The organism is Pseudomonas sp. ANT_H4 (assembly GCF_008369295.1).
Taxonomy (GTDB): domain Bacteria; phylum Pseudomonadota; class Gammaproteobacteria; order Pseudomonadales; family Pseudomonadaceae; genus Aquipseudomonas.
On record NZ_VOBG01000007.1, the window covers coordinates 42,926 to 64,025 of the forward strand.

The 21,100-nt window shown below is 59.9% G+C and carries 22 protein-coding genes and 1 pseudogene; 8 read left to right on the forward strand and 15 right to left on the reverse strand.

Features of this window, described 5'->3' with window-relative positions; translation table 11 throughout:
- Positions 1–54: 54 nt before the first annotated feature.
- The 9 genes from thrC to ffh all read right to left on the reverse strand — a co-directional run bounded on the left by thrC (position 55) and on the right by ffh (position 8,465).
- Positions 55–1,464 carry a threonine synthase gene (thrC, locus tag FQ182_RS10940; RefSeq protein ID WP_149412454.1) on the reverse strand — a complete coding sequence of 470 codons (1,410 nt, stop codon included), beginning with the start codon at positions 1,462–1,464 and terminating at the stop codon, positions 55–57.
- A 67-nt stretch (positions 1,465–1,531) separates the two neighbouring features.
- Complete coding sequence (locus FQ182_RS10945) at positions 1,532–2,836, reverse strand: homoserine dehydrogenase (RefSeq protein WP_149412453.1); 1,305 nt, start codon at positions 2,834–2,836, stop codon at positions 1,532–1,534.
- Positions 2,837–2,964: 128 nt separating this feature from the next.
- Positions 2,965–3,696 (reverse strand): bifunctional protein-disulfide isomerase/oxidoreductase DsbC, encoded by a 732-nt coding sequence (gene dsbC / locus FQ182_RS10950; protein WP_149412452.1) that lies wholly within the window; start codon positions 3,694–3,696, stop codon positions 2,965–2,967.
- A 153-nt stretch (positions 3,697–3,849) separates the two neighbouring features.
- Positions 3,850–4,746 carry a site-specific tyrosine recombinase XerD gene (gene xerD / locus FQ182_RS10955; protein ID WP_149412451.1) on the reverse strand — a complete coding sequence of 299 codons (897 nt, stop codon included), beginning with the start codon at positions 4,744–4,746 and terminating at the stop codon, positions 3,850–3,852.
- A gap of 147 nt (positions 4,747–4,893) precedes the next feature.
- Complete coding sequence (gene rplS, locus FQ182_RS10960) at positions 4,894–5,244, reverse strand: 50S ribosomal protein L19 (protein WP_063322826.1); 351 nt, start codon at positions 5,242–5,244, stop codon at positions 4,894–4,896.
- Positions 5,245–5,289: 45 nt separating this feature from the next.
- Positions 5,290–6,063 (reverse strand): tRNA (guanosine(37)-N1)-methyltransferase TrmD, encoded by a 774-nt coding sequence (trmD, locus tag FQ182_RS10965; protein ID WP_178114431.1) that lies wholly within the window; start codon positions 6,061–6,063, stop codon positions 5,290–5,292.
- On the reverse strand, positions 6,045–6,581 hold the full coding sequence (rimM, locus tag FQ182_RS10970) for a ribosome maturation factor RimM (protein WP_133102130.1): 537 nt from the start codon (positions 6,579–6,581) through the stop codon (positions 6,045–6,047). The genes trmD and rimM overlap by 19 nt, the downstream gene beginning before the upstream one ends.
- A 5-nt stretch (positions 6,582–6,586) precedes the next feature.
- Positions 6,587–6,838 (reverse strand): 30S ribosomal protein S16, encoded by a 252-nt coding sequence (rpsP, locus tag FQ182_RS10975; RefSeq protein WP_025854836.1) that lies wholly within the window; start codon positions 6,836–6,838, stop codon positions 6,587–6,589.
- A gap of 250 nt (positions 6,839–7,088) precedes the next feature.
- Positions 7,089–8,465, reverse strand: coding sequence for a signal recognition particle protein (gene ffh, locus FQ182_RS10980; protein WP_149412449.1), 1,377 nt, complete (start codon positions 8,463–8,465; stop codon positions 7,089–7,091).
- A gap of 219 nt (positions 8,466–8,684) precedes the next feature.
- Here ffh and FQ182_RS10985 point away from each other — a divergent pair, with 219 nt between their 5' ends.
- On the forward strand, positions 8,685–9,497 hold the full coding sequence (locus FQ182_RS10985) for an inner membrane protein YpjD (protein ID WP_149412448.1): 813 nt from the start codon (positions 8,685–8,687) through the stop codon (positions 9,495–9,497).
- Positions 9,498–9,509: 12 nt separating this feature from the next.
- Positions 9,510–10,757 carry a transporter associated domain-containing protein gene (locus FQ182_RS10990; RefSeq protein ID WP_149412447.1) on the forward strand — a complete coding sequence of 416 codons (1,248 nt, stop codon included), beginning with the start codon at positions 9,510–9,512 and terminating at the stop codon, positions 10,755–10,757.
- 453 nt (positions 10,758–11,210) lie between these two features.
- Here the strand turns inward: FQ182_RS10990 and FQ182_RS30665 are convergent.
- Positions 11,211–11,318: pseudogene (locus FQ182_RS30665) on the reverse strand (outer membrane lipoprotein carrier protein LolA); the annotation flags it as partial.
- A gap of 702 nt (positions 11,319–12,020) precedes the next feature.
- On the opposite strand from FQ182_RS30665, the gene FQ182_RS11000 reads away from it, so the two are divergent.
- Positions 12,021–13,331: an MFS transporter gene (locus tag FQ182_RS11000; protein WP_149411602.1), complete on the forward strand. Its 1,311-nt coding sequence runs from the start codon at positions 12,021–12,023 to the stop codon at positions 13,329–13,331.
- Between the two features lie 106 nt (positions 13,332–13,437).
- On the opposite strand, the gene purT is transcribed toward FQ182_RS11000, so the two are convergent.
- The 5 genes from purT to FQ182_RS11025 form a co-directional block, all read right to left on the reverse strand.
- Positions 13,438–14,619, reverse strand: coding sequence for a formate-dependent phosphoribosylglycinamide formyltransferase (gene purT / locus FQ182_RS11005; protein WP_149411603.1), 1,182 nt, complete (start codon positions 14,617–14,619; stop codon positions 13,438–13,440).
- Between the two features lie 68 nt (positions 14,620–14,687).
- Complete coding sequence (locus FQ182_RS11010) at positions 14,688–15,155, reverse strand: VUT family protein (protein WP_149411604.1); 468 nt, start codon at positions 15,153–15,155, stop codon at positions 14,688–14,690.
- A gap of 185 nt (positions 15,156–15,340) precedes the next feature.
- Positions 15,341–15,556, reverse strand: a complete 216-nt coding sequence (locus FQ182_RS11015; RefSeq protein WP_149411605.1) for a DUF1289 domain-containing protein — start codon at positions 15,554–15,556, stop codon at positions 15,341–15,343.
- Positions 15,553–16,077: a gamma carbonic anhydrase family protein gene (locus FQ182_RS11020; protein WP_149411606.1), complete on the reverse strand. Its 525-nt coding sequence runs from the start codon at positions 16,075–16,077 to the stop codon at positions 15,553–15,555. The genes FQ182_RS11015 and FQ182_RS11020 overlap by 4 nt, the downstream gene beginning before the upstream one ends.
- Positions 16,078–16,114: 37 nt before the next feature.
- Positions 16,115–16,717 carry a CoA pyrophosphatase gene (locus FQ182_RS11025; RefSeq protein WP_149411607.1) on the reverse strand — a complete coding sequence of 201 codons (603 nt, stop codon included), beginning with the start codon at positions 16,715–16,717 and terminating at the stop codon, positions 16,115–16,117.
- 147 nt (positions 16,718–16,864) lie between these two features.
- Between FQ182_RS11025 and FQ182_RS11030 the strand changes: the two genes are divergently transcribed.
- From FQ182_RS11030 to FQ182_RS11050, 5 genes are all read left to right on the forward strand, one after another.
- A complete protein-coding gene (locus tag FQ182_RS11030; protein WP_149411608.1) occupies positions 16,865–17,413 on the forward strand; it encodes an NUDIX hydrolase in 549 nt (182 codons plus the stop codon).
- Positions 17,414–17,447: 34 nt separating this feature from the next.
- Entirely contained in the window at positions 17,448–17,951 is a 504-nt protein-coding gene (locus FQ182_RS11035) for a murein L,D-transpeptidase family protein (protein WP_149411609.1), read from the forward strand.
- A 262-nt stretch (positions 17,952–18,213) separates the two neighbouring features.
- Positions 18,214–18,972, forward strand: coding sequence for a GntR family transcriptional regulator (locus FQ182_RS11040; protein ID WP_149411610.1), 759 nt, complete (start codon positions 18,214–18,216; stop codon positions 18,970–18,972).
- A gap of 10 nt (positions 18,973–18,982) precedes the next feature.
- A complete protein-coding gene (gene nagA, locus FQ182_RS11045) occupies positions 18,983–20,089 on the forward strand; it encodes an N-acetylglucosamine-6-phosphate deacetylase (protein WP_149411611.1) in 1,107 nt (368 codons plus the stop codon).
- Positions 20,082–21,092 (forward strand): SIS domain-containing protein, encoded by a 1,011-nt coding sequence (locus FQ182_RS11050; protein ID WP_371923874.1) that lies wholly within the window; start codon positions 20,082–20,084, stop codon positions 21,090–21,092. Before nagA ends, FQ182_RS11050 begins: the two co-directional genes overlap by 8 nt.
- Positions 21,093–21,100: the final 8 nt, after the last annotated feature.

The window sequence follows — 21,100 nt, forward strand, 5'->3', positions numbered from 1 at the left end:
AATGAAAAAGCCCGTCACGAAGACGGGCTTGATCAACCACCTAAAGCCTTGGGATCAGAGTGGCTTGCCACGATTACCATGCTGGCTGACAAACGCCTGCACTGCTTTCAGGTCATTAGCCAATACCGTGCAACGCTCCTCACGCTCGAACAGGTCCGCCAGGTGTGGCGGAAGTTCCAGCGCCTTGCCGATACCAGCCTTTTCCACCGCTTCCGGAAACTTGACCGGGTGGGCGGTGCCGAGGATCACCATCGGAATGTCCAGGCTGCGACGGCATTCCCGCGCGGCCTTGACGCCGATGGCGGTGTGCGGGTCCAGCAACTCGCCGGTCTGGGCGTAGACTTCGGCGATGGTTTCGCAGGTCTGGGCATCGTCCACGGCCAAGGAGTCGAACAGCTTGCGGGTTTCGGTCCAGCGCTCTTGCTCGACGCTGAAGCCGCCACCTTGCTTGAAGCTGTCCATCAGGCCAGCCAGGGCCGCACCATTACGACCGTGCATGTCAAACAACAGGCGTTCGAAGTTGGACGAAACCATGATGTCCATCGACGGCGACAGTGTGGCGTGCAGGGTTTCCTTGACGTACTGGTTGCCGCTCATGAAGCGGTGCAGGATGTCGTTGCGATTGGTGGCGACGATCAGTTGGTTGATCGTCAGGCCCATGTTGCGCGCCAGGTAGCCGGCAAAGATGTCGCCGAAGTTGCCGGTCGGCACCGAGAACGACACCGAACGCGCCGGGCCGCCCAGCTGCAGGGCTGCATGGAAGTAGTAGACGATCTGGGCCATGATCCGCGCCCAGTTGATCGAGTTCACCGCCACCAGGCGCGTGCCCTTGAGGAAGCTCTGGTCAGCAAAGCTGGCCTTGACCATTTCCTGGCAGTCATCGAAGTTGCCTTCGATGGCGATGTTATGGATGTTGTCGCCGAAGAGCGTGGTCATCTGCCGGCGCTGCACTTCCGATACCCGGTTGTGCGGATGCAGGATGAAGATGTCGACGTTTTCGCAGTGTTTGCAACCTTCAATGGCCGCCGAGCCGGTATCACCGGAGGTAGCACCAATGATCACCACGCGCTCGCCGCGCTTTTCCAGCACGTAGTCGAGCAGGCGACCCAGCAATTGCAGGGCGAAATCCTTGAACGCCAGGGTCGGGCCGTGGAACAACTCCAGGACCCATTCGTTACCATTCAGCTGACGCAATGGGGCGATGGCGCTGTGGGAAAACACGCCATACGTCTCTTCCAGAATCTTCTTGAAATCGGCATCCGGAATACTGCCGGTGACGAACGGGCGCATGACCCGGAACGCCAGCTCGTGGTACGGCAGGCCGGCCCAGGAGGCGATTTCTTCCTGGGTGAAGCGTGGCAGGTTTTCCGGCACGTACAGGCCGCCGTCAGTAGCCAAACCGGCCAGCAGGACGTCTTCAAAATTCAGGGCCGGTGCCTGGCCGCGGGTGCTGATGTAGCGCATGACTGGCTCCTCTAAAGCGTTCTCGAACAAGGGCCGCCGAACGCGCGGGGCCCTTGGAACAAAGCGGTTAGTTCAAGTGTTCGACGCGAATCCGCACCACCGACCCAACCACGCCCTGCAGGGCTTCCAGCGCGGTAATGGCATCGTTCATGTGCTGTTCCAGCACACGGTGGGTCAGCAGAATCATGGGCACCAGGCCGTCGTGTTCTTCGACTTCCTTCTGCATGATCGATTCAATGTTGATGCCGCGTTCCGACAAGATACTGGCCACTTGGGCCAACACGCCCGGATGGTCCTTGGCCTGGATGCGCAGGTAGTAGGAGCTTTCGCAGGCTTCGATCGGCAGGATCGGGTGAGCCGACAGCGAGTCAGGCTGGAAGGCCAGGTGCGGCACGCGGTTTTCCGGGTCGCTGGTCATGGCGCGAACCACGTCCACCAGGTCGGCGATCACCGACGAAGCCGTCGGCTCCATGCCGGCGCCGGCACCGTAGAACAAGGTCGAGCCGGCAGCGTCACCGTTGACCATCACGGCGTTCATCACGCCATTGACGTTGGCGATCAGGCGATCGGCCGGAATCAGCGTCGGGTGTACACGCAACTCGATACCGGCCGCAGTGCTGCGCGCTACCCCCAGGTGCTTGATGCGGTAGCCCAGGGCTTCGGCGTAGTTCACGTCAGCGGTGGTCAGCTTGGTGATGCCTTCGGTGTAGGCCTTGTCGAACTGCAGCGGGATACCAAAGGCGATGGACGCCAGGATGGTCAATTTGTGGGCGGCGTCGATGCCTTCGACGTCGAAGGTCGGATCGGCTTCGGCATAACCCAGTGCCTGGGCTTCGGCCAGCACGTCTTCGAAGGTACGGCCCTTCTCGCGCATTTCGGTAAGGATGAAGTTACCGGTGCCGTTGATGATCCCGGCGACCCAGTTGATGCGGTTAGCCGACAGGCCTTCACGGATGGCCTTGATCACCGGGATACCGCCAGCGACTGCGGCTTCGAAGGCCACGATGACACCCTTCTCGCGGGCCTTGGCGAAGATCTCGTTGCCGTGCACGGCGATCAGCGCCTTGTTGGCGGTGACCACGTGCTTACCGTTTTCGATGGCCTTGAGCACCAGTTCACGGGCAATGGTGTAACCGCCCACCAGCTCGATGACGATATCGATTTCTGGGTTGGTGGCGACTTCAAAGACATCGTTGGTAATCGCAATACCGGTCGTTTGGAACTGGGGCTTTGGCGTACGCATGGCAATTTGCGCCACTTCAATCCCACGCCCTGCACGGCGGGAAATTTCCTCGGCGTTACGCTGAAGTACGTTCAAGGTGCCGCCACCGACGGTCCCTAACCCACAGATGCCTACTTTGACCGGTTTCACTGAAGAACTCCCCATGAAACGGCCGACTCAAGGTCGGCCGTGAAAAACAGCCGCACAACTGCGGCTCTCTATTAATGCCCCGTCGATCTGTCGGCGGGGCATGATCGTCAAAGGCTCGACGATACTGTTTATTTTGCACCCAGCGCCAGTTTGGCGATTTGTGGTGCAGGCTGGTAGCCCGGAATGACCTGGCCGTCAGCCAAAACGATGGCCGGCGTACCGTTCACGCCAATGGACTGGCCCAGGGCAAACTGTTTGGAAACCGGGTTGGCGCACTTGGCGGACTTGATTTCCTTGCCGTCGACCATTTTGTCCATGGCCGCTTTCTTGTCAGCCGCACACCAGACCGCTTGCAACTGCTCGTCGCCTGGCGAGCCTAGGCCCTGGCGCGGGAACGCTACGTAACGCACTTCCACACCCAGCTTGTTCAGCTCAGACACTTCGGCGTGCAGCTTGTGGCAGTACGGGCAGGTGGTGTCGGTAAAGACGGTGATGTGAGTCTTGGTCTCGCCGATGGCCGGGTAGACCACGGTTTCCGCTACCGGGATGGCGTTGATCAACTTGGACACACCCAGGCGCTCGGCTTTCTCGGTCAGGTTGACCGGCTTGCCGTCTTTCAACTGGAACAGGTAACCCTGGACGATGTATTGGCCGTCGCCACTGGCGTACAGCACGCGGCTGCCCTTGAGCTTGACTTCATACAGGCCAGCCATGGGGCTGTCGCTAATGCTTTCCACCGGGGTTTCGAGCTGGAGGCTTTCCAGACTCTTACGGATCGCCTTCTCGGCGGCGTCATCGGCGACGGCAAAGGTTGATACCAACGCAATGGCTGCGGCGGCAAAAATCTGGGTCAAACGCATGGGAACTCCTGAAGGCAGATGCAGGGACGGGAGCAAGAATACCGATCTGGAAACACGGGTTTGGGCCGTCCCCTTTGCGAACCGGCAAAGCCTACCACAGTTGGGCCGGGGGGCAGACTGTCGCAGGTAAATTGGTCTTTTTCGCAAGCTATTTCACCCGCGAGGATGGTGCTTGGCGTGCATATCCTGCAAGCGCGCCCGGGCCACATGGGTGTAGATCTGGGTTGTGGATAAATCGCTATGCCCCAGCAGCATCTGTACCACCCGCAAATCCGCGCCGTGGTTGAGCAAATGGGTAGCGAAAGCATGGCGCAAGGTGTGGGGCGACAACGACTTACTGATGCCCGCGACCTTGGCCTGATGCTTGATGCGATACCAGAAAGTCTGGCGGGTCATCTGCTCGCCACGCTGGCTTGGGAACAGCACATCACTGGGACGCCCACCGAGCAGTTCGCTGCGAGCATCGCGCATGTAGCGCTCGATCCACACGATGGCTTCTTCGCCCATGGGCACCAACCGCTCCTTGCTACCCTTACCCATCACCCGCAGTACGCCCTGGCGCAAATTAACCTGCTCTAGGGTCAGGCTGATCAATTCGGTAACTCGCAGACCGCAGGCATACAGCACCTCCAGCATGGCTCGATCACGCTGGCCGATGGTTTCGCTCAGGTCGGGGGCCGCCAGCAGGGCTTCGACGTCAGCTTCTGATAGGGACTTGGGCAAAGGCCTACCCAGTTGCGGCATATCAACTTGCAGGGTTGGGTCGACGGCAATCAGTTTTTCCCGCAACAAATAACGATAAAAGCCACGCACACCGGAGAGGAATCGCGCGGTGGAACGCGGCTTGTAGTTCTGTTCCAAGCGCCAGGACAGATGGTCGAGAATCAGCTCGCGACCGGCATTGATCAACTCCAGGTTTTTCTCCTGCAGCCAGCCGTTGAACAAGGCCAGATCGCTGCGGTAGGCCTGACGAGTGTTGTCCGACAGGCCTTTTTCCAGCCAGAGGGCATCGAGGAAACGGTCTATCAGGGGATGATCGATGGCGGGCATGAGGGCTCGATGGGGATTCATGTGATGTGGTAGATCCTATCGCGCCCAGCGTAGCAGTTGCCCGGATTTTTCCCCAAGGTTGGGCTCAAATCGCGGGCACAAAAAAGCAGCCCGAAGGCTGCTTTTTTCTGCATCGGGAAGCTGGACTTAAGCCAGTTTTTCCTTGATGCGAGCTGCTTTACCGGACAGGTCACGCAGGTAGTACAGCTTGGCTTTACGTACGTCACCGCGACGTTTAACGGCCATGCTGTCGATTTGCGGGCTGTAGGTCTGGAAAGTACGCTCTACGCCAACACCGTTGGAGATTTTACGAACAGTGAAAGCACTGTTCACACCACGGTTACGCTTGGCAATTACCACGCCTTCGAACGCTTGCAGACGCGAACGGTCGCCTTCCTTCACTTTCACCTGAACGACAACAGTGTCGCCCGGGGCAAAGGTAGGGATCTCTTTGGTCATCTGCTCTGCTTCGAGTGCAAGGATGATTTTGTTAGTCATGCTGTGCTCCTAAGGTAGATCGTCGGATCTACCATCGATACGTTGTTAACTATCGTCCCGCCCGAGGATGTATTCCTCGAGCAGCTTCTTCTCTTCTCCAGAAAGCGAGCGGCTTTCCAGAAGATCGGCGCGTCGTTCATAGGTCCGCCCGAGGGACTGCTGTAAACGCCAACGCCGGATGTGTGCGTGATTGCCACTTAGCAATACGTCGGGAACACGCTGATCCGCATACACCTCCGGTCGGGTGTAGTGCGGGCAATCCAGCAAACCATCCGTGAAGGAATCTTCCTCCGCGGAGTCCGCATGCCCTAAAGCTCCAGGCAGCAGTCGTGTAACCGCATCTATCAGGACCATCGCCGGCAGCTCGCCACCAGACAGGACATAGTCCCCAATCGACCACTCTTCATCGACATGAGCTTCAATAAAACGCTCGTCAATGCCTTCATAGCGACCGGCAATCAGGATTAAGCTTGCCTGATTCGCCAACTCGCGTACCGCCGACTGATTCAGCTGACGGCCTTGAGGGGACAGGTAAATTACCTTCGCCTTCTCCCCGGCTGCTGCCTTGGCCTGAACCAGAGCATCTTCCAGGGGCTTGATCTTCATCACCATGCCCGGACCACCGCCAAATGGGCGATCGTCCACAGTGTGATGTCGATCCGTCGTGTAGTCTCGCGGGTTCCAACAGGTGAGCTGCAAGAGCCCCTGTTTCACCGCCCGACTGGTGATGCCGTACTCGCTGATGGCGGAAAACATCTCGGGAAACAAACTGATCACTTCTACGCGCAAATTAGCCACGCTTAGAAGTCCGCGTCCCATTCCACCTTCATCTCGCCCGCTGCTAGGTCGACGCTCAACACGCATTGCTCGGTATAGGGCAACAGGCGTTCGCGATCATCCAGGCTGCCAGCGCAAGGCTTGACCACCACTACATCATTGGCGCCGGTTTCCAGAAGATGATCAATCTTCCCGAGCAATTGCCCGAGTTGGTCGATGACCTTCAGACCTTCCAGCTGGTACCAGTAGTACTCGCCGTCGGTCAATTCAGGGAACAGGTTGCGCGGCACACAGATCTCGTAACCGGCCAGAAGACGAGCTTCTTCACGATCATCAAGATCCTTGAGCTTTGCGACCAGGAACTTGTCGTTCCCACGTCCGCTGACCAGCTCAACCTGCTTAACGCTACCTTCGCGCTTGAGCGTCCAGGTTTTGTATTGCAACAGGTTTTCAGTCGGATCAGTAAAGGAGTACACCTTTACTTCGCCGCGAACGCCGTGAACAGAGTAAATCTTGCCGATAACGATCAAATCATCAGCAACAACAGGCGTCGCGTTCATATTGCTCAGGCCGCAGCCTTAGCCGAATCCTTCAGCAACTGAGCAACACGCTCAGAAGGCTGTGCACCAACGCTCAGCCAGTAGGCTACGCGCTCTTGGTTCACGGACAGACGGACTTCTTGACCACGAGCGATCGGGTTGAAGAAACCAACCTGTTCCTTGTGCGAACCGTCGCGCGGGTTGCGGCTGTCGGTTACGGTCAAGTGGTAAAACGGGCGCTTTTTAGAGCCGCCGAGGGCAAGACGGATTGTTAGCATGTGAAGATCGTTCCTGTAGTCGGTGCTGCAAAACTAAATGCACAGCGGGCATAGGTGCCCGAAAGGCCGCATATTCTAAGGAATATCCGGACTTTTGCAAATGTCTTTTTCTGGCGCCTAGTCGGCGTGCCATTCAGATCTGCAATGGAGCCGTCGTTAAAAACGGCCAGTCAGCTCCCGCACGTGCGGGTTTGCTGGAGATCCCACATCCCTGTGGGTCGGAGCAAGAGCAAGCTCTTGCGCGAATTCTTTACATTTTTGGCATGCCGCGACCAGGCATCATTCCGCCCATGCCGCGCATCATTTTGGCCATTCCGCCCTTGGCGGAGAATTTCTTCATCATCTTCTGCATCTGCTTGTGCTGCTTGATCAAGCGACCGATGTCCTGCACCTGGGTGCCGGAACCCATGGAGATCCGACGCTTGCGCGAACCGCTGATCAGCTCAGGGTCGCGGCGCTCGGCCGGGGTCATGGAATTGATGATGGCTTCCATCTGTTTAAATTGCTTCTCTGCCGCGCCCTGGGCGTTGCCCATTTGCGCCAGATTGACTCCACCGATATTCGGCAGCTTGTCCATGAGGCCGCCGAGGCCACCCATGTTCTTCATCTGTTGCAACTGATCGCGGAAGTCTTCGAGGTCGAAGCCCTTACCCTTCTTCAGTTTCTTGGCCAGTTTGTCGGCCTTGTCCTTGTCGAGGGTCTGTTCGGCCTGCTCGATCAGGCTGAGCACGTCGCCCATGCCGAGGATACGTGAGGCAATCCGCTCAGGGTGAAATGGTTCGAGCGCTTCGCTCTTCTCGCCCATACCGATGAACTTGATCGGTTTGCCGGTGATGGCACGCACCGACAGCGCGGCACCGCCACGGGCATCGCCGTCGACCTTGGTCAGGATCACGCCGGTCAGCGGCAGTGCATCACCGAAGGCCTTGGCGGTGTTGGCCGCGTCCTGGCCGGTCATGGCGTCGACCACGAACAGGGTTTCCACCGGGTTGATCGCGGCATGCAGCGCCTTGATCTCGCCCATCATCTCTTCATCAATGTGCAGGCGACCGGCGGTATCGACGATAACCACGTCGATGAATTTCAGCCTGGCTTCGTTAATAGCCGCCTGGGCGATATCAACCGGCTTCTGGCTTAGGTCGGACGGGAAGAAGGTCACGCCTACTTCGCCGGCGAGCATTTCCAGTTGCTTGATGGCTGCCGGACGGTAAACGTCGGCCGACACCAGCATCACCGTCTTTTTCTTGCGTTCTTTAAGGAAGCGCGCGAGTTTAGCGGCGGTGGTGGTTTTACCCGCACCTTGCAAACCGGCCATCAGCACAACGGCCGGTGGCACGGCACTGAGGTTCAAATCTTCGTTGGCCACGCCCATCAAGCTTTCGAGCTCGGCCTGGACGACCTTCACAAAGGCCTGGCCCGGCGTCAGGCTGCGGGACACTTCAGTGCCGACCGCACGTTCCTTGACTGCGTTGACGAAGTCCTTGACCACAGGCAAGGCGACGTCGGCTTCCAGCAACGCCATGCGTACTTCACGCAGGGTGTCTTTAATATTGTCTTCGGTCAGCTTGGCCTTGCCGGTGACATGGCGCAGCGTCTGCGAGAGACGGTCAGTCAAGTTTTCAAACATGCGCGATCCTTTCAGGCCCTATGGTAGACCGAGGTAATGGCGGCCCAGGCTGTGATAAATCGCTATTAAAAACAGCGCTAGGCGAGCCTGCGGCGTGGGCAGGTCGCGGATTATAGCGAAGACTGTCGTCATGCACACCCGCTGTCTGGCCCAGGAGCCTTTCGTGGAACGCAGGTGTATGCCAAACTCGGCGTCTTTCGGGCTTGCCTAACAGGATTTATGCTCCCCTTGTCACCCAGTTTACTACCCAGTCTCGCCGCCGCTATCTTGTATGCCGCTGCGACCATCTATCAGGGCACTCGTCTGGCCCAAGGCTCCAAGGCAGACAAACGCCTGCTCGTAGGCCTTGGCGTCCTCGCCCTGCTGGCCCACGCTGCCAGCCTGTTCACCCACCTGCTGACGCCGGTTGGCCTGGGCCTGGATTTTTTCAGTGCCGCCAGTCTGATCGGCGCCGCAGTGATCGGCCTGACCCTGTTGGCCTGCGCGCGGATACCGGTGGAAAACCTGCTGTTGCTGCTCTTTCCCCTGGGGATGTTGACGGTGCTGCTGGCTCAGTTCGCCCCCACCGGCACGGTGCAGGTGATCGACGAGGAGCCGGGTATCCTCGCGCATATCCTGCTGTCGATCCTCGCCTACGGCATGTTCACCATTGCAGTGTTCCAGGCCTTGTTGCTGCTGTTGCAGGATCACCAACTCAAGCACAAGAACCCTTCCGGGCTGATCAAGAACTTCCCGCCGCTGCAAACCATGGAAAGCCTGCTGTTCGGCTTCCTTTGGGCCGGCTGGACCTTGCTGTCACTGTCACTGATCTCCGGCTGGCTGTTCGTCGAAAACCTGTTTGCCCAGCATCTGGTGCACAAAACCCTACTGGCGTGCCTGGCCTGGGTGGTGTTCAGCGTGCTGCTGTGGGGCCGCAACCGCCTCGGCTGGCGCGGGCACAAGGCGATCCGCTGGACCCTGGCCGGTTTCTGCCTGCTGATGCTGGCGTATTTCGGCAGCAAGCTGGTCCGCGAATTCATCCTGCATATCTGACGGGCAGCCAACATGGACAACTTGCCCCTAGGGCCGATGCTCGCGGTAGTGACCCTGCTGATTTTATGGTCGGCGCTGTTTACCGCCATCGAGGCCGCGCAACACCACTTGCTGGCCCAGCGCCCCGGCACTCGCCAGGGTGACAAGGCCGCAGCCCGGCTGAACTTCCCGCGCAACAGCCTGATTCTCTGCAATACCCTGTGCCGCACCGTGATGGTGATCCTCTGTACCCTGTTGGCGATCTATGCCTGGGCCGATAACGGCCCCTGGCTCGGCTGGCTGATCTCCAGCGCCGCGTTGCTGGTGCTGGCCGACTACTTGCCTCGCGCCCTGGCCACCCGTTATCCGCAAGCGGTGCTGGGTTTTGGCAATACGCTGTTGGGCGTGCCGCTGAAAATCCTCTATCCACTGGCCTGGCTGCTCAACGGCGTCAGCCTGTTGCTGCTCAAGCCCTTCGCTCGCAAGTCTGGCGTAGTCAAGAAAAGCGACGAGCCACAACCAGATAACGATGACGAGCAGGAACCGCAAGTACCCAATGGCCGTACGCCGGGCCTTTCGGGCATCCACGCGCTGGACAGCATCACAGTCAATGACATCCTTGTGCCCCGCAGTGAAGTGGACGGCATCAACCTGGATGACCCCATCGAAGACATCATCGAACAGCTGCGCAGCTCCCAGCGCACCCGGCTGCCGATATTCCACAGCGACATCAATCAGGTCGAGGCGGTGCTCAACACCCGCCAGATCCAGCACCTGCTGCCGGACGCCAGCCTGACCAAGGAGGCGTTGCTGGCCGCTTGTCATGAGCCCTACTTCGTCCCGGAAAGCACGCCCCTGCAACTGCAACTGCTGAATTTCCACAAACAGCAGCGCCGCCTGGGCATGGTGGTGGACGAATACGGCGAAGTGCTGGGGATTGTCACCCTGGAAGATATTCTTGAAGAAATCGTCGGCGAATTCGAAAGCGAGCACAGTGTGGATAACCCGCACATCCAGCCACAGCTGGACGGCCGCTACGTGATCGACGGCGCCGCCTCGATCCGCGAATTGAACAAAAGCCTGGGCTGGCACCTGCCCAGCGACGGGCCGAAGACCCTCAGTGGGCTGGTGACTGAAGCGCTGGAGACCATTCCTGATTGCTCGGTATGCCTGAAAATTGGCCGCTATCGCCTGGAAACCCTGGAGACCGAGGACAACCGGGTGAGCAAGGTACTGATCTGGCATACCGGCTTGGTGCCGATGGCGGCTTCACTTCCCTGAAGAAACGCGGTCGATGTGGGAGTTGGCTTGCCTGCGATAGCCATAGGTATCGACACATCTGTTGAGGTTGCTGATGGCTGGGTTCTAGGGGGGCTATTGAGTACATATCCGTTGTTGCGGTAACGGCTGCTGGCGGTTTCGCTCTTACAGCGACTCACTTTCGAAAAGCCGGAATGCCGGCCCAGACGAAAGTAAGCAAAGCGCTCCTGCCCGACCTATCGGCGCCTCGCTGGGGCTCAGGGTGCCCTCAACTCCGGCATTGCTCCGTGGGTCGCCGCGATGGGCCATCCCTGGCCCAGCGCGGCTAAACCGGCATCCTTGCCGCTTTAGCCACTGCGCAATACCTACGTTCGGCCTCTAGTTTTATGGGCAGGCAGATCAAGAGCCAGATCAAAAACAGAGCAACGCCAGTACCAATCCGCTTTTCTGTAGGAGCGAGGGGGACGCCTAGTTCTTGCTCGCGAAGAACCTGAGGGCACCGCGGTGATTCAGGATGCCAGCGTCATCGTTAACGACCATCGCGAGCAAGCTCGCTCCTACAGTGGGCAGTGGGCAGTAAATCCGCTTTTGCTTTTCACCACTCAGGTCGGCTACCAGGCCGCCGTGCTTTTGCTTTTGATCTAAGGCGCCCCATTAACCACGATGGCTGAACGCAGGTATTGATACGTGGGTAAACCGGCAGGACGCCGGTTTAGCCGCGCTGGGCCAAGGATGGCCCATCGCGGCGGCCCACGGAGCAATGCCGGAGTGAAGGCATGCCGAGCCTAAGCGAGGCACCAAGTGGTGGGGCAAGAGCGCTTTGGTTACTTTCGTCTGGGCCGGCATTCCGGCTTTTCGAAAGTGACACGCCGTAAGGGCGTAACCCTAATCCGCCCTGACCAAAATAACGGATCTGCACCCCATCCTCTGTCCACAACAATGTGTAGATACCCACACGGCAATAGCGGAGTGCCAGTCCCAAAGATGTGAGCTGACAGACCACCATCGCAGGCAAGCCAGCCCCCACATTAGATCTGCTTAACCTTCCAGACCGCACTTCAGCGCTTGTTTACGCCGCACCCCCCTTCCTATAATCGAACCGGCTTACCCAAGCCCCAGCCCGACCGCGTGCTACCCGCACTCAACGCGTCCGAGCACTGCATTATCGTGTCTGACCGATGCTTGCTCCCATCCCGAGCCGCGGCCGCGCACTGCCCTGATCCATGGGTGCAATACCAATAATAATCCGCGTCAAAACGCGCAATGACCGTCAGGGATACCTCAATGAGCACCACCTATAACGAGGCGGCGACCGCCGCCCCGACCAACTCGACCGCCCGAGTCGCTACCGCGAGTATCGTCGGCACTGCCATCGAGTTCTACGACTTCTATATCTATGCCACCGCCGCTGCGCTGGTGATCGGCCCGGTATTCTTCCCGCAGACGTCCGGCACGGCGCAGATGCTTGCGTCATTTCTGACCTTCGGCATTGCCTTTATCGCCCGGCCATTGGGTTCGGCGCTGTTCGGCCACTTTGGTGATCGCATTGGCCGCAAGTCGACGCTGGTCGCTTCCTTGCTGTTGATGGGGGTTTGCACCACGCTGATCGGCTTGTTGCCCGGCTACGACTCCATCGGCGCCTGGGCACCGATACTGCTCTGCGTGCTGCGTTTCGGTCAGGGCCTGGGGCTTGGCGGGGAATGGGGTGGGGCGGCACTGCTGGCCACCGAGAATGCACCGAAGGGCAAACGCGCCTGGTTCGGCATGTTCCCGCAACTGGGGCCCTCCATTGGTTTCCTGGCGGCCAACGGCTTGTTCCTGATCCTGGCCATGAACCTGAACGACGAGCAGTTCCGCAGCTGGGGCTGGCGTATTCCGTTCCTGCTCAGCGCGGCGCTGGTCATGGTTGGCCTGTATGCGCGCCTGAAACTGCATGAAACGCCGGTCTTCGCCAACGCCGTGGCCAAAGAGGCGCCGGTAAAAATGCCGCTGGTGGAACTGTTCAGCCAACACGGGATGCCGGTATTTCTGGGCGCTGCGTCGATGGTGGTGTGTTATGCGCTGTTCTACATCACTACGGCGTTTTCCCTGAGTTACGGTGTAACCACGCTGGGTTACAGCCGCGAAACCTTCCTCGGCCTGCTGTGCTTTGCCGTGCTGTTCATGGGCGCGGCGACCCCACTGGCCGCCTGGGCCAGTGACCGTTATGGGCGCAAGCCGGTACTGATCGTCGGCGCAGTGCTGACCATCCTGTCGGGCTTCACCATGGAACCCCTGCTGACTCACGGCTCAACCTGGGCCGTGGCGCTGTTTCTGTGCCTGGAGCTGTTTCTGATGGGTGTGACTTTCGCACCGATGGGGGCAATGTTGCCGGAACTGTTTCCGACCCGAGTGCGTTATACCGGTGCTTCGGCGGCATATAACCTGGGAGGGATTGTCGGTGCTTCGGCGGCACCGTTCTTCGCCCAGAAGCTGGTAGCAATGGGTGGCTTGAGCTATGTCGGCGGGTATGTGTCGGCAGCGGCGGTGATCAGCTTGATTGCTGTGCTGTGCCTGAAGGAGACGCGCAATAACGATTTAAATCGGGTCGGCTAATAGATCGTTATCGCGGGCAAGCCCGCTCCCACACTTTGATCGCTGCCCTACATGGCAATGCGGTCAAATGTGGGAGCCGGGCTTGCCCGCGATGGGTGCGCCGCAGTTACAGCTCTACAACAACAGCCTGTGACGCTCGGGTCGCCTTGGCCCGAGCAGCCTCGATCGACTCATCCCGCGCCAACGCCACACCCATGCGACGCTGACCATTAACCTCTGGTTTGCCGAACAGACGCAGCGCGGTATCCGGCTCACTCAGCGCAGCACCCAGGTTGGAGAATGCCGTCTGGGTCGACTGCCCTTCCACCAGAATCACCGCCGAAGCCGAAGGCCCAAACTGACGAATCAACGGGATCGGCAAGCCGAGGATTGCCCGCGCATGCAGGGCAAACTGCGACAAGTCCTGGGAAATCAACGTCACCAAGCCGGTGTCGTGCGGGCGCGGTGACACTTCGCTGAACCACACCTGATCACCCTTGATGAACAACTCAACACCAAACAAACCACGTCCACCCAAGGCGTCAGTGACGGCTTTAGCGACACGCTCGGATTCGGCCAGGGCAATCGGGCTCATGGCCTGGGGCTGCCAGGATTCCTGGTAATCGCCCTTCTCCTGGCGGTGACCAACTGGCGCACAGAAGGTGGTGCCGCCGACGTGACGCACGGTCAGCAGGGTAATTTCGTAGTCGAAGTCGATAAAGCCTTCGATGATCACCCGACCTTTGCCGGCACGGCCACCTTCCTGGGCGTAGTCCCAGGCTTTGTGCACGTCATCGGCACTGCGCAGCAGGCTCTGGCCTTTACCCGACGAACTCATCACCGGCTTCACCACGCATGGGAAGCCGAGGTCTTCGACGGCCTTGCGGTAGTCTTCTACAGTGTCAGCAAAGTGGTAAGGCGAAGTCGGCAGGTCCAGTTCTTCAGCGGCCAGGCGACGGATACCTTCACGGTTCATGGTCAGCAGCGCCGCACGTGCGGTGGGGATCACGGTGAAGCCTTCAGCTTCCAGTTCCACCAGGGTGGCGGTGGCGATGGCCTCGATTTCCGGCACGATGAAATGCGGCTTTTCCGCTTCGATCACTGCGCGCAGGGCCGCGCCGTCGAGCATATTGATGACGTGGCTGCGATGGGCAACCTGCATCGCCGGCGCATTGGCGTAGCGATCCACGGCAATCACTTCAACGCCCAGGCGTTGCAGTTCGATTACCACTTCCTTGCCCAGCTCACCGCAGCCACACAGCAAAACGCGGGTCGCGGTTGGCGACAATGGAGTTCCGATTCGGGTCATCTCAGGTCCTCAGGGGAGCGGATCATGGGGGAAAGGCCGGCATTTTACATGAACTGTAAAGATTGGCCTCAGTTGGCGATGCGCTGGCGGCGCAAGCGCCAGGCCATGGCCAGCCAGACTACGGTCACTCCGGCAAATTTCGAGGCCAGAGCGGTCCCCACCACGGCGGGCGTCAGCGCGCCGATCAGGCCGAAAAAGATAAAGGTATCGAGGGGAATGCTCAGCGCCGAACTTATCCACAGGCGATCGTGGAGCGGGCGCTTGGTGATGCTGAACACCAGCCAGTCGATGCACTCGGACACCGCGAACGCCGTGGCACTGGCCAGGGCGATGGACGGATCGGAAGTGATGTAAGACAGCACCAACGCCGCCAGCATGGCGATGATCGCGCCGTGACCGAAACGGGTTTGCACCATGTCGCGCAGGACAAACACCAACCCGCCCCAGGCGGACCAGATGACGTCCAGGTGGGGAGCGGTGGAAAAGGCGTAGTTGATCAGCACGACGCTGCTGATATAGGCGATCAGGAAGAGCATGGGGCGAGAGACCTGTGGACAAGGCGACAGGGTACTGCACAACGAAGCAATGTGGCGAGGGAGCTTGCCCGCGTTGGGCCGCGAAGCGGCCATAAAACCAATCACTGCGGTCTTTCTGATAGATCACAGCGACCGGCCAGGGAGTGCTGCGCACTCCAACGCGGGCAAGCCCGCTCGCCACAAGATCAGGCGCCAGATTTTCCAGGAATCATCCACACCAACCCACTCACCTTCGCCCGCTCGTGACACAACCCCAGCACCACCCGCCGCGCGGCATTGTCCATGCGGCTCCAGCGGGTGATTTCGTCCACGGTACGCTGGCAGCCGGTGCAGATATCATCGTTATCCAGCGCACAAATATTCACACAGGGCGAGGCCACCGGTCGTTCAGGGGCGTTCATTCTTCTTGCTCGACCAGATCACGGGCATAACGCTGAGCGTTATGCACATAGTGCGCAGCGCTGGCTTCAAGCATCTTCTTCTGCGCCTCGGTCAGTTCCCGCACTACTTTGCCGGGCGAGCCCATCACCAGCGAGCCATCGGGAATTTCCTTGCCTTCGCCGATCAGCGAATTGGCGCCGATGATGCAGTTTTTGCCGATCTTCGCCCCGTTGAGAATCACCGCATTAATGCCGATCAGGCTGTAATCGCCGACGGTACAGCCGTGCAGCATGGCGTTATGGCCGATGGTCACGCCGGTGCCCAGGGTCAGCGGGTAGCCCATGTCGGTGTGCATCACCGTGCCGTCCTGGACGTTGCTGTTCTTGCCGATCAGGATCAACTCGTTATCACCGCGCAACACCGCGTTGAACCAGACGTTGGCACCCTCTTCCAGCTTGACCTTGCCCACCAGCGTGGCATTGGGGGCCACCCAGCTTTGGGGATGGGTCTCGACGCGGGCGTCGCCCAGGCGGTATTTCATGGTGTGGTCCTCAAGGCTTGCCATACGAAACGATGGCTTAGGTATTGATGAAGCTTTTCGGTGGACGATGCAGGCTGATGTCGGCGTCGTCATAGATCAGGTTGATCAGCTCGACGATCATGATCGCCGTCAGGCCCCAGATCTTGTATTCGCCAAAACGATAACTGGGCACGTACCAACTGCGGCCCTGGTAATCGATGCGGTGGGTGTGTTCGCGTGGGTCCTTGCGAAAGAACTCCAGGGGCACGCTGAACACGGCAGCAATCTCGGCGTCGTTGGCCAGGTACTCGACGTAATCGGGGATGACCCCGACATAAGGCGTGACGCGGATACCGTGCAGGGAGATCAAGGGACTCAAGGGGCCGATCACTTCCACCAGTCCCGGTGGCAGGCCGATTTCTTCTTCGGCCTCACGCAGGGCGGTGAACACCAGGTCCGGGTCTTCCGGGTCGCGGCGGCCGCCGGGAAAAGCCACTTCGCCACCGTGGGTCGACAGGCCGCTGGCCCGCAGGGTCAGGATCAGTTCGGGTTCGTCACTGCGGGTAATCGGCACCAGCACCGCGGCTTCCGGGAAACGAGCGTCGGTCTCCAGCGTGCGTGGCGTATGATTGCTTACCCGGCGAAGTAGCTCGTCCAGCATGAGTCATCTCGATCTGTTGGCTACCTTGCATCATGCACCAAAGCGTGCGGGCGCCCAACCCCAAAACCTGGACCGTGTCGCTAAACGACAACTTGCAGGCAGGCACGCCGCCACGCCAAGATAGGCGCACTCTCCAGGAACCCCAGCATGAACTTCTGCAGCCAGTGCGGTAAACCGGTCACCCAGCGCATTCCCGAAGGCGACGCGCGCCTGCGTTATGTCTGTGATCACTGTCAGACCATTCACTATCAGAACCCCAATATCGTCGCCGGCACCGTGCCGGTCTGGGGCGATCAGGTGCTGCTGTGCCGTCGCGCCATCGAACCGCGCCAGGGCTATTGGACGCTGCCCGCTGGGTTTATGGAAAACGGCGAGACCGTCGAACAGGCGGCCATGCGCGAAACCATGGAAGAAGCCTGTGCCAGGGTGCGCAACCTGAGCATCTACACGCTGATCGACGTGCCGCACATCAGCCAGGTGCATATTTTCTATCGCGCCGAGCTGATCGACCTGGACTTCTGCGCAGGGCCCGAAAGCCTGGAAGTGAAGCTTTTCAATGAAGCCGACATCCCTTGGTCCGAGCTGGCTTTCCGCACGGTGGGGCGTACCTTAGAATGCTTTTTCGCCGACCGTCGGCTACAGCTGTTCCCGGTGCGCAGCGAGTCCGTGCCGCCACTGGCCCAGTTGGCAAAATAACAATCCAGGCAGCACCTGAAGGGATACCGTTTTAATGCGTTGGTTGCTTGCTCTGCTCTGCCTGTCGTTCGCCACGCTGTCGTCAGCCTCCACCCTGGAAACCCTGGGCGGCAAACCTGTCGAGAAAATCCTGGTCCTCAAGTCCGCCCATCAGTTGCAGTTGATCAACGACGGCAAGCCCCTTAAGACCTACCGCATTTCACTGGGCAAAAACCCCAAGGGCCACAAGCTCGTGGAAGGCGACCGCAAGACCCCGGAAGGCCTCTATTGGATCGACTGGCGCAAGACCAGCGACCGTTTCAACCTGTCCATGCACATCTCCTACCCGAACATCAGCGACGCCGCCCGCTCGCGCCGTGAAGGTGTGCGGGCGGGCAGCATGATCATGATCCACGGCACCCCCGACGCCGAGGATTACCCCGAGGAGTGGTTCCACACTCTGGACTGGACCGACGGCTGCATCGGTATGCGCAATGTCGACATGCGCGAAGTCTGGAACCTGGTCAAGGACGGCACGATGATCGAGATTCGTCCGTAGTTTTCAACCGTCCGTAAAATAAATCCAAATAAATTCCTGCCCTCGGCAGCGCCTGCCGGTGAATACCATTTCACCCCCGCAGGCTGCGCACTTCTGCGCCAAATAAAGACCTCTCTAATACCACTTGCTCAAGCGCACTATAAAGGCGCCCGTAAACACTTGCCCGCACCATTTAGGCAGCATTGACATGGTATTTAAGTGGTATTAATTTCCAGCCACTACCGGGCGACAACACTCCAATAACGCATCGGAAACCCTACAGATGAATCCCATCCTGGCCCTGCGCCCCGACGGTAAACAATCCACGCCGCTGTACCTGCAACTGGCCCGCAAGCTGGAAGCGGCGATTCATGCTGGCCAGTGGAAATCCGAGCAGGCGTTGCCGTCGGAACGCACCCTCAGCGAACTGTTGAGCATTTCCCGAGTAACCGCCCGCAAGGCATTGGAAGTGCTGTTCGAACAAGGCCTGATCCGTCGCAGCCAAGGCTCCGGAACCTTCATTACCCCGCGCCTGGAACAGCCGTTGTCACGCCTTTCGGGGTTCAGCGAGATGTTGCGGCTCAAGGGTTTTGTCCCAAGCTCCCAATGGCTGGAGCGGGAAATCACCCCGCCCACCCACGAAGAACTGATCCGCCTGTGCCTATCGCCCACTGACAAGGTGGTGCGGCTCAAGCGCCTGCGTAAGGCCGATGACACGGTGATGGCTATCGAAATGAGCGCACTGCCCGCCTCGATCATCCCCAACCCGCAGGCCATTGGCAGTTCCCTCTACGAATACCTGGAGGGCATCGGCAAGCCCATCGTTCGCGCGCTGCAGCACATCCAGGCAATCAACGCCTCGGACGAGTTCGCCGCACTGGTGGGCATCGCCCCCGGCACCGCCATGCTGCTGATGACCCGAGTCGGCTACACCGAAGACAACACTCCGATCGAAATCACCGATACCTACTGCCGCAACGACTACTACGACTTTGTCGCAGAGCTGCGCCGCTATGACTTTGCCGCTGAATTGCGGCCTTAGAGAACTGCCCATGTCCGAAGACAATATCCTCACGCCTCAAGGCTGGATTCGCGGCCGCCTGGTGCACCAGCACGGCAAAGTCAGCGCCGTTGAAGGCAGCCCGTGCGACCCTGGCGACAACGACCTGCCGTACCTGCTGCCGGGCTTTATCGACTTGCACGTTCACGGCGGCGGCGGCAAGGACATCATGGAAGGCGCCAGCGCCTTCGAGACCATCACCCGCACCCACGTGCGCTTTGGCACCACCTCGCTGCTGGCCACGACCATGACCGCGCCGGTGGACGAAATCTCCAGCGTGCTCGACGCCCTCGGCCGCTTCTGCGAAAACCGCCCGGCGGGCAGCGCCCGCGTGCTTGGTGTGCACCTGGAAGGCCCTTATATCAACCCCGGAAAACTCGGCGCACAACCGAACTTCGCCCACACCGCGCTGATGAGCGAAGTTGAGGAATACCTGCGCCTGGCGCCGATCCGGGTGATCACCATTGCCCCGGAAATCGCTGGCCACGACGGTCTGATCCGCGCCCTCAGCGGACGCGGCGTGCGCATGCAGATCGGCCATACCCTGGGCAGCTACGAAGAAGGCGTCGCCGCCCTCGCTGCCGGTGCCACCAGTTTTACCCACCTCTACAACGCCATGAGCCCGCTGCATCACCGCGAGCCGGGCATCGTTGGCGCTGCATTGGCCCACGCCAAATACGCCGAGCTGATCCCCGACTTGCTGCACGTTCACCCCGGTGCCATGCGCGTGGCCTTGCGGGCGATTCCGTGCCTGTACTGCGTCACCGATTCCACCGCTGCCGCTGGCATGCCCGACGGCGAATACAAGCTGGGCAGCCACACCGTGACCAAATGCCTGGGCGGCGTGCGCCTGGCCGACGGCACCTTGGCCGGCAGCACGCTGACCATGGATCAGGCGCTGCGCAACCTGGTGAAAATCGGCCTGCCCATCAGCGAAGCCTCACAACGCCTGTCGCAATTTCCCGCCGATTACCTGGGGCTTACAGAACGCGGCCGCCTGCAACCCGGCAGTTTTGCCGACTGCGTGCGCCTGGATCGCTCCCTGAACCTCACCGACGTAATGGTCGAAGGAGAAACCATTGACTTCAAAAATGCTTGAAGAGGCCCTGGCCTCCTGCGACGCCGTCGAGGCTCAACTGCAACGCCTGGAACCAATGCTGGTGGAGGTTACCGGACGCTTGCGTCGCCAGCCGCCGCAAGTGGTGTTGACCATCGCCCGTGGCAGCTCGGATCACGCCGCCAGCTACTTTGCCTACCTAACCATGCAGCACCTGGGGATTCCCGTGGCGTCGTTGCCGATGTCGGTGGTGACCATGTTGCAATCGCCGCTCAAGGTCAGTGGCCAGGTGGCCTTCGGTTTCTCCCAGTCGGGGCAAAGCCCGGACCTGGTCAACAGCCTGCGCCTGCTGCGCAAGCGTGGCGCCTTGAGCATTTCGCTGGTCAATGCCGAGGACTCACCACTGGAAGCAGCCTGCGAATTCCATGTGCCGCTGTGTGCCGGGCCCGAACGCAGCGTCGCCGCCACCAAAAGCTTTATCGCCACCTTGAGCGCCAGCGCCCAACTGATCGGTCACTGGAACCAGGAAACCGAACTGCTGCAAGCCTGCAAAGCCCTGCCCGACGGCTTGCGTGAAGCCGCCAAACAGGACTGGAGCCTGGCCATCGACGCCCTGCGCGACTGCCAGCAGTTGATGGTCATCGGCCGTGGCGCCGGTTTTGCTATCGCTCAGGAAGCCGCGCTCAAACTCAAGGAAACCTCGGCGATCCAGGCCGAAGCCTTCAGCAGCGCCGAAGTACGCCACGGGCCGATGGCCTTGATCGGTGACAACTACCCGCTGCTGGTGTTCGCCCCACGCGGTGCCGAACAGGCCGGTTTGCTGAGCCTGGCCGCCGATATGCGCCAACGCGGCGCCCGCGTGTTGCTGGCCGCACCCGATGACATCGCCGAACGTGACCTGACCTTGAGCCGCGCCGAACACCCGGCCCTTGATCCGATTCTTGCCATCCAGAGCTTCTACGTGATGGCCGCAGGCCTGGCCGAAGCCCGAGGCATGGACCCGGACCAGCCGCGTCACCTGAGCAAAGTGACCCGTACCCACTGAGTTGATTT

Bases quoted from the DNA above. Each gene is read 5' to 3' on its own strand.
- purT (WP_149411603.1), bottom strand. From the start codon at position 14,619: ATGACCCGAATCGGAACTCCATTGTCGCCAACCGCGACCCGCGTTTTG.
- FQ182_RS11050 (WP_371923874.1), top strand. From the start codon at position 20,082: ATGCTTGAAGAGGCCCTGGCCTCCTGCGACGCCGTCGAGGCTCAACTG.
- FQ182_RS11020 (WP_149411606.1), bottom strand. From the start codon at position 16,077: ATGAAATACCGCCTGGGCGACGCCCGCGTCGAGACCCATCCCCAAAGC.
- FQ182_RS11000 (WP_149411602.1), top strand. From the start codon at position 12,021: ATGAGCACCACCTATAACGAGGCGGCGACCGCCGCCCCGACCAACTCG.
- FQ182_RS11015 (WP_149411605.1), bottom strand. From the start codon at position 15,556: ATGAACGCCCCTGAACGACCGGTGGCCTCGCCCTGTGTGAATATTTGT.
- rimM (WP_133102130.1), bottom strand. From the start codon at position 6,581: ATGAACGCGACGCCTGTTGTTGCTGATGATTTGATCGTTATCGGCAAG.
- FQ182_RS10990 (WP_149412447.1), top strand. From the start codon at position 9,510: ATGGACAACTTGCCCCTAGGGCCGATGCTCGCGGTAGTGACCCTGCTG.
- thrC (WP_149412454.1), bottom strand. From the start codon at position 1,464: ATGCGCTACATCAGCACCCGCGGCCAGGCACCGGCCCTGAATTTTGAA.
- FQ182_RS11010 (WP_149411604.1), bottom strand. From the start codon at position 15,155: ATGCTCTTCCTGATCGCCTATATCAGCAGCGTCGTGCTGATCAACTAC.
- rpsP (WP_025854836.1), bottom strand. From the start codon at position 6,838: ATGCTAACAATCCGTCTTGCCCTCGGCGGCTCTAAAAAGCGCCCGTTT.
- trmD (WP_178114431.1), bottom strand. From the start codon at position 6,063: ATGGGACGCGGACTTCTAAGCGTGGCTAATTTGCGCGTAGAAGTGATC.
- FQ182_RS11035 (WP_149411609.1), top strand. From the start codon at position 17,448: ATGCGTTGGTTGCTTGCTCTGCTCTGCCTGTCGTTCGCCACGCTGTCG.
- ffh (WP_149412449.1), bottom strand. From the start codon at position 8,465: ATGTTTGAAAACTTGACTGACCGTCTCTCGCAGACGCTGCGCCATGTC.
- rplS (WP_063322826.1), bottom strand. From the start codon at position 5,244: ATGACTAACAAAATCATCCTTGCACTCGAAGCAGAGCAGATGACCAAA.
- FQ182_RS11040 (WP_149411610.1), top strand. From the start codon at position 18,214: ATGAATCCCATCCTGGCCCTGCGCCCCGACGGTAAACAATCCACGCCG.
- FQ182_RS10985 (WP_149412448.1), top strand. From the start codon at position 8,685: ATGCTCCCCTTGTCACCCAGTTTACTACCCAGTCTCGCCGCCGCTATC.
- FQ182_RS11025 (WP_149411607.1), bottom strand. From the start codon at position 16,717: ATGCTGGACGAGCTACTTCGCCGGGTAAGCAATCATACGCCACGCACG.
- FQ182_RS11030 (WP_149411608.1), top strand. From the start codon at position 16,865: ATGAACTTCTGCAGCCAGTGCGGTAAACCGGTCACCCAGCGCATTCCC.
- dsbC (WP_149412452.1), bottom strand. From the start codon at position 3,696: ATGCGTTTGACCCAGATTTTTGCCGCCGCAGCCATTGCGTTGGTATCA.
- xerD (WP_149412451.1), bottom strand. From the start codon at position 4,746: ATGCCCGCCATCGATCATCCCCTGATAGACCGTTTCCTCGATGCCCTC.
- nagA (WP_149411611.1), top strand. From the start codon at position 18,983: ATGTCCGAAGACAATATCCTCACGCCTCAAGGCTGGATTCGCGGCCGC.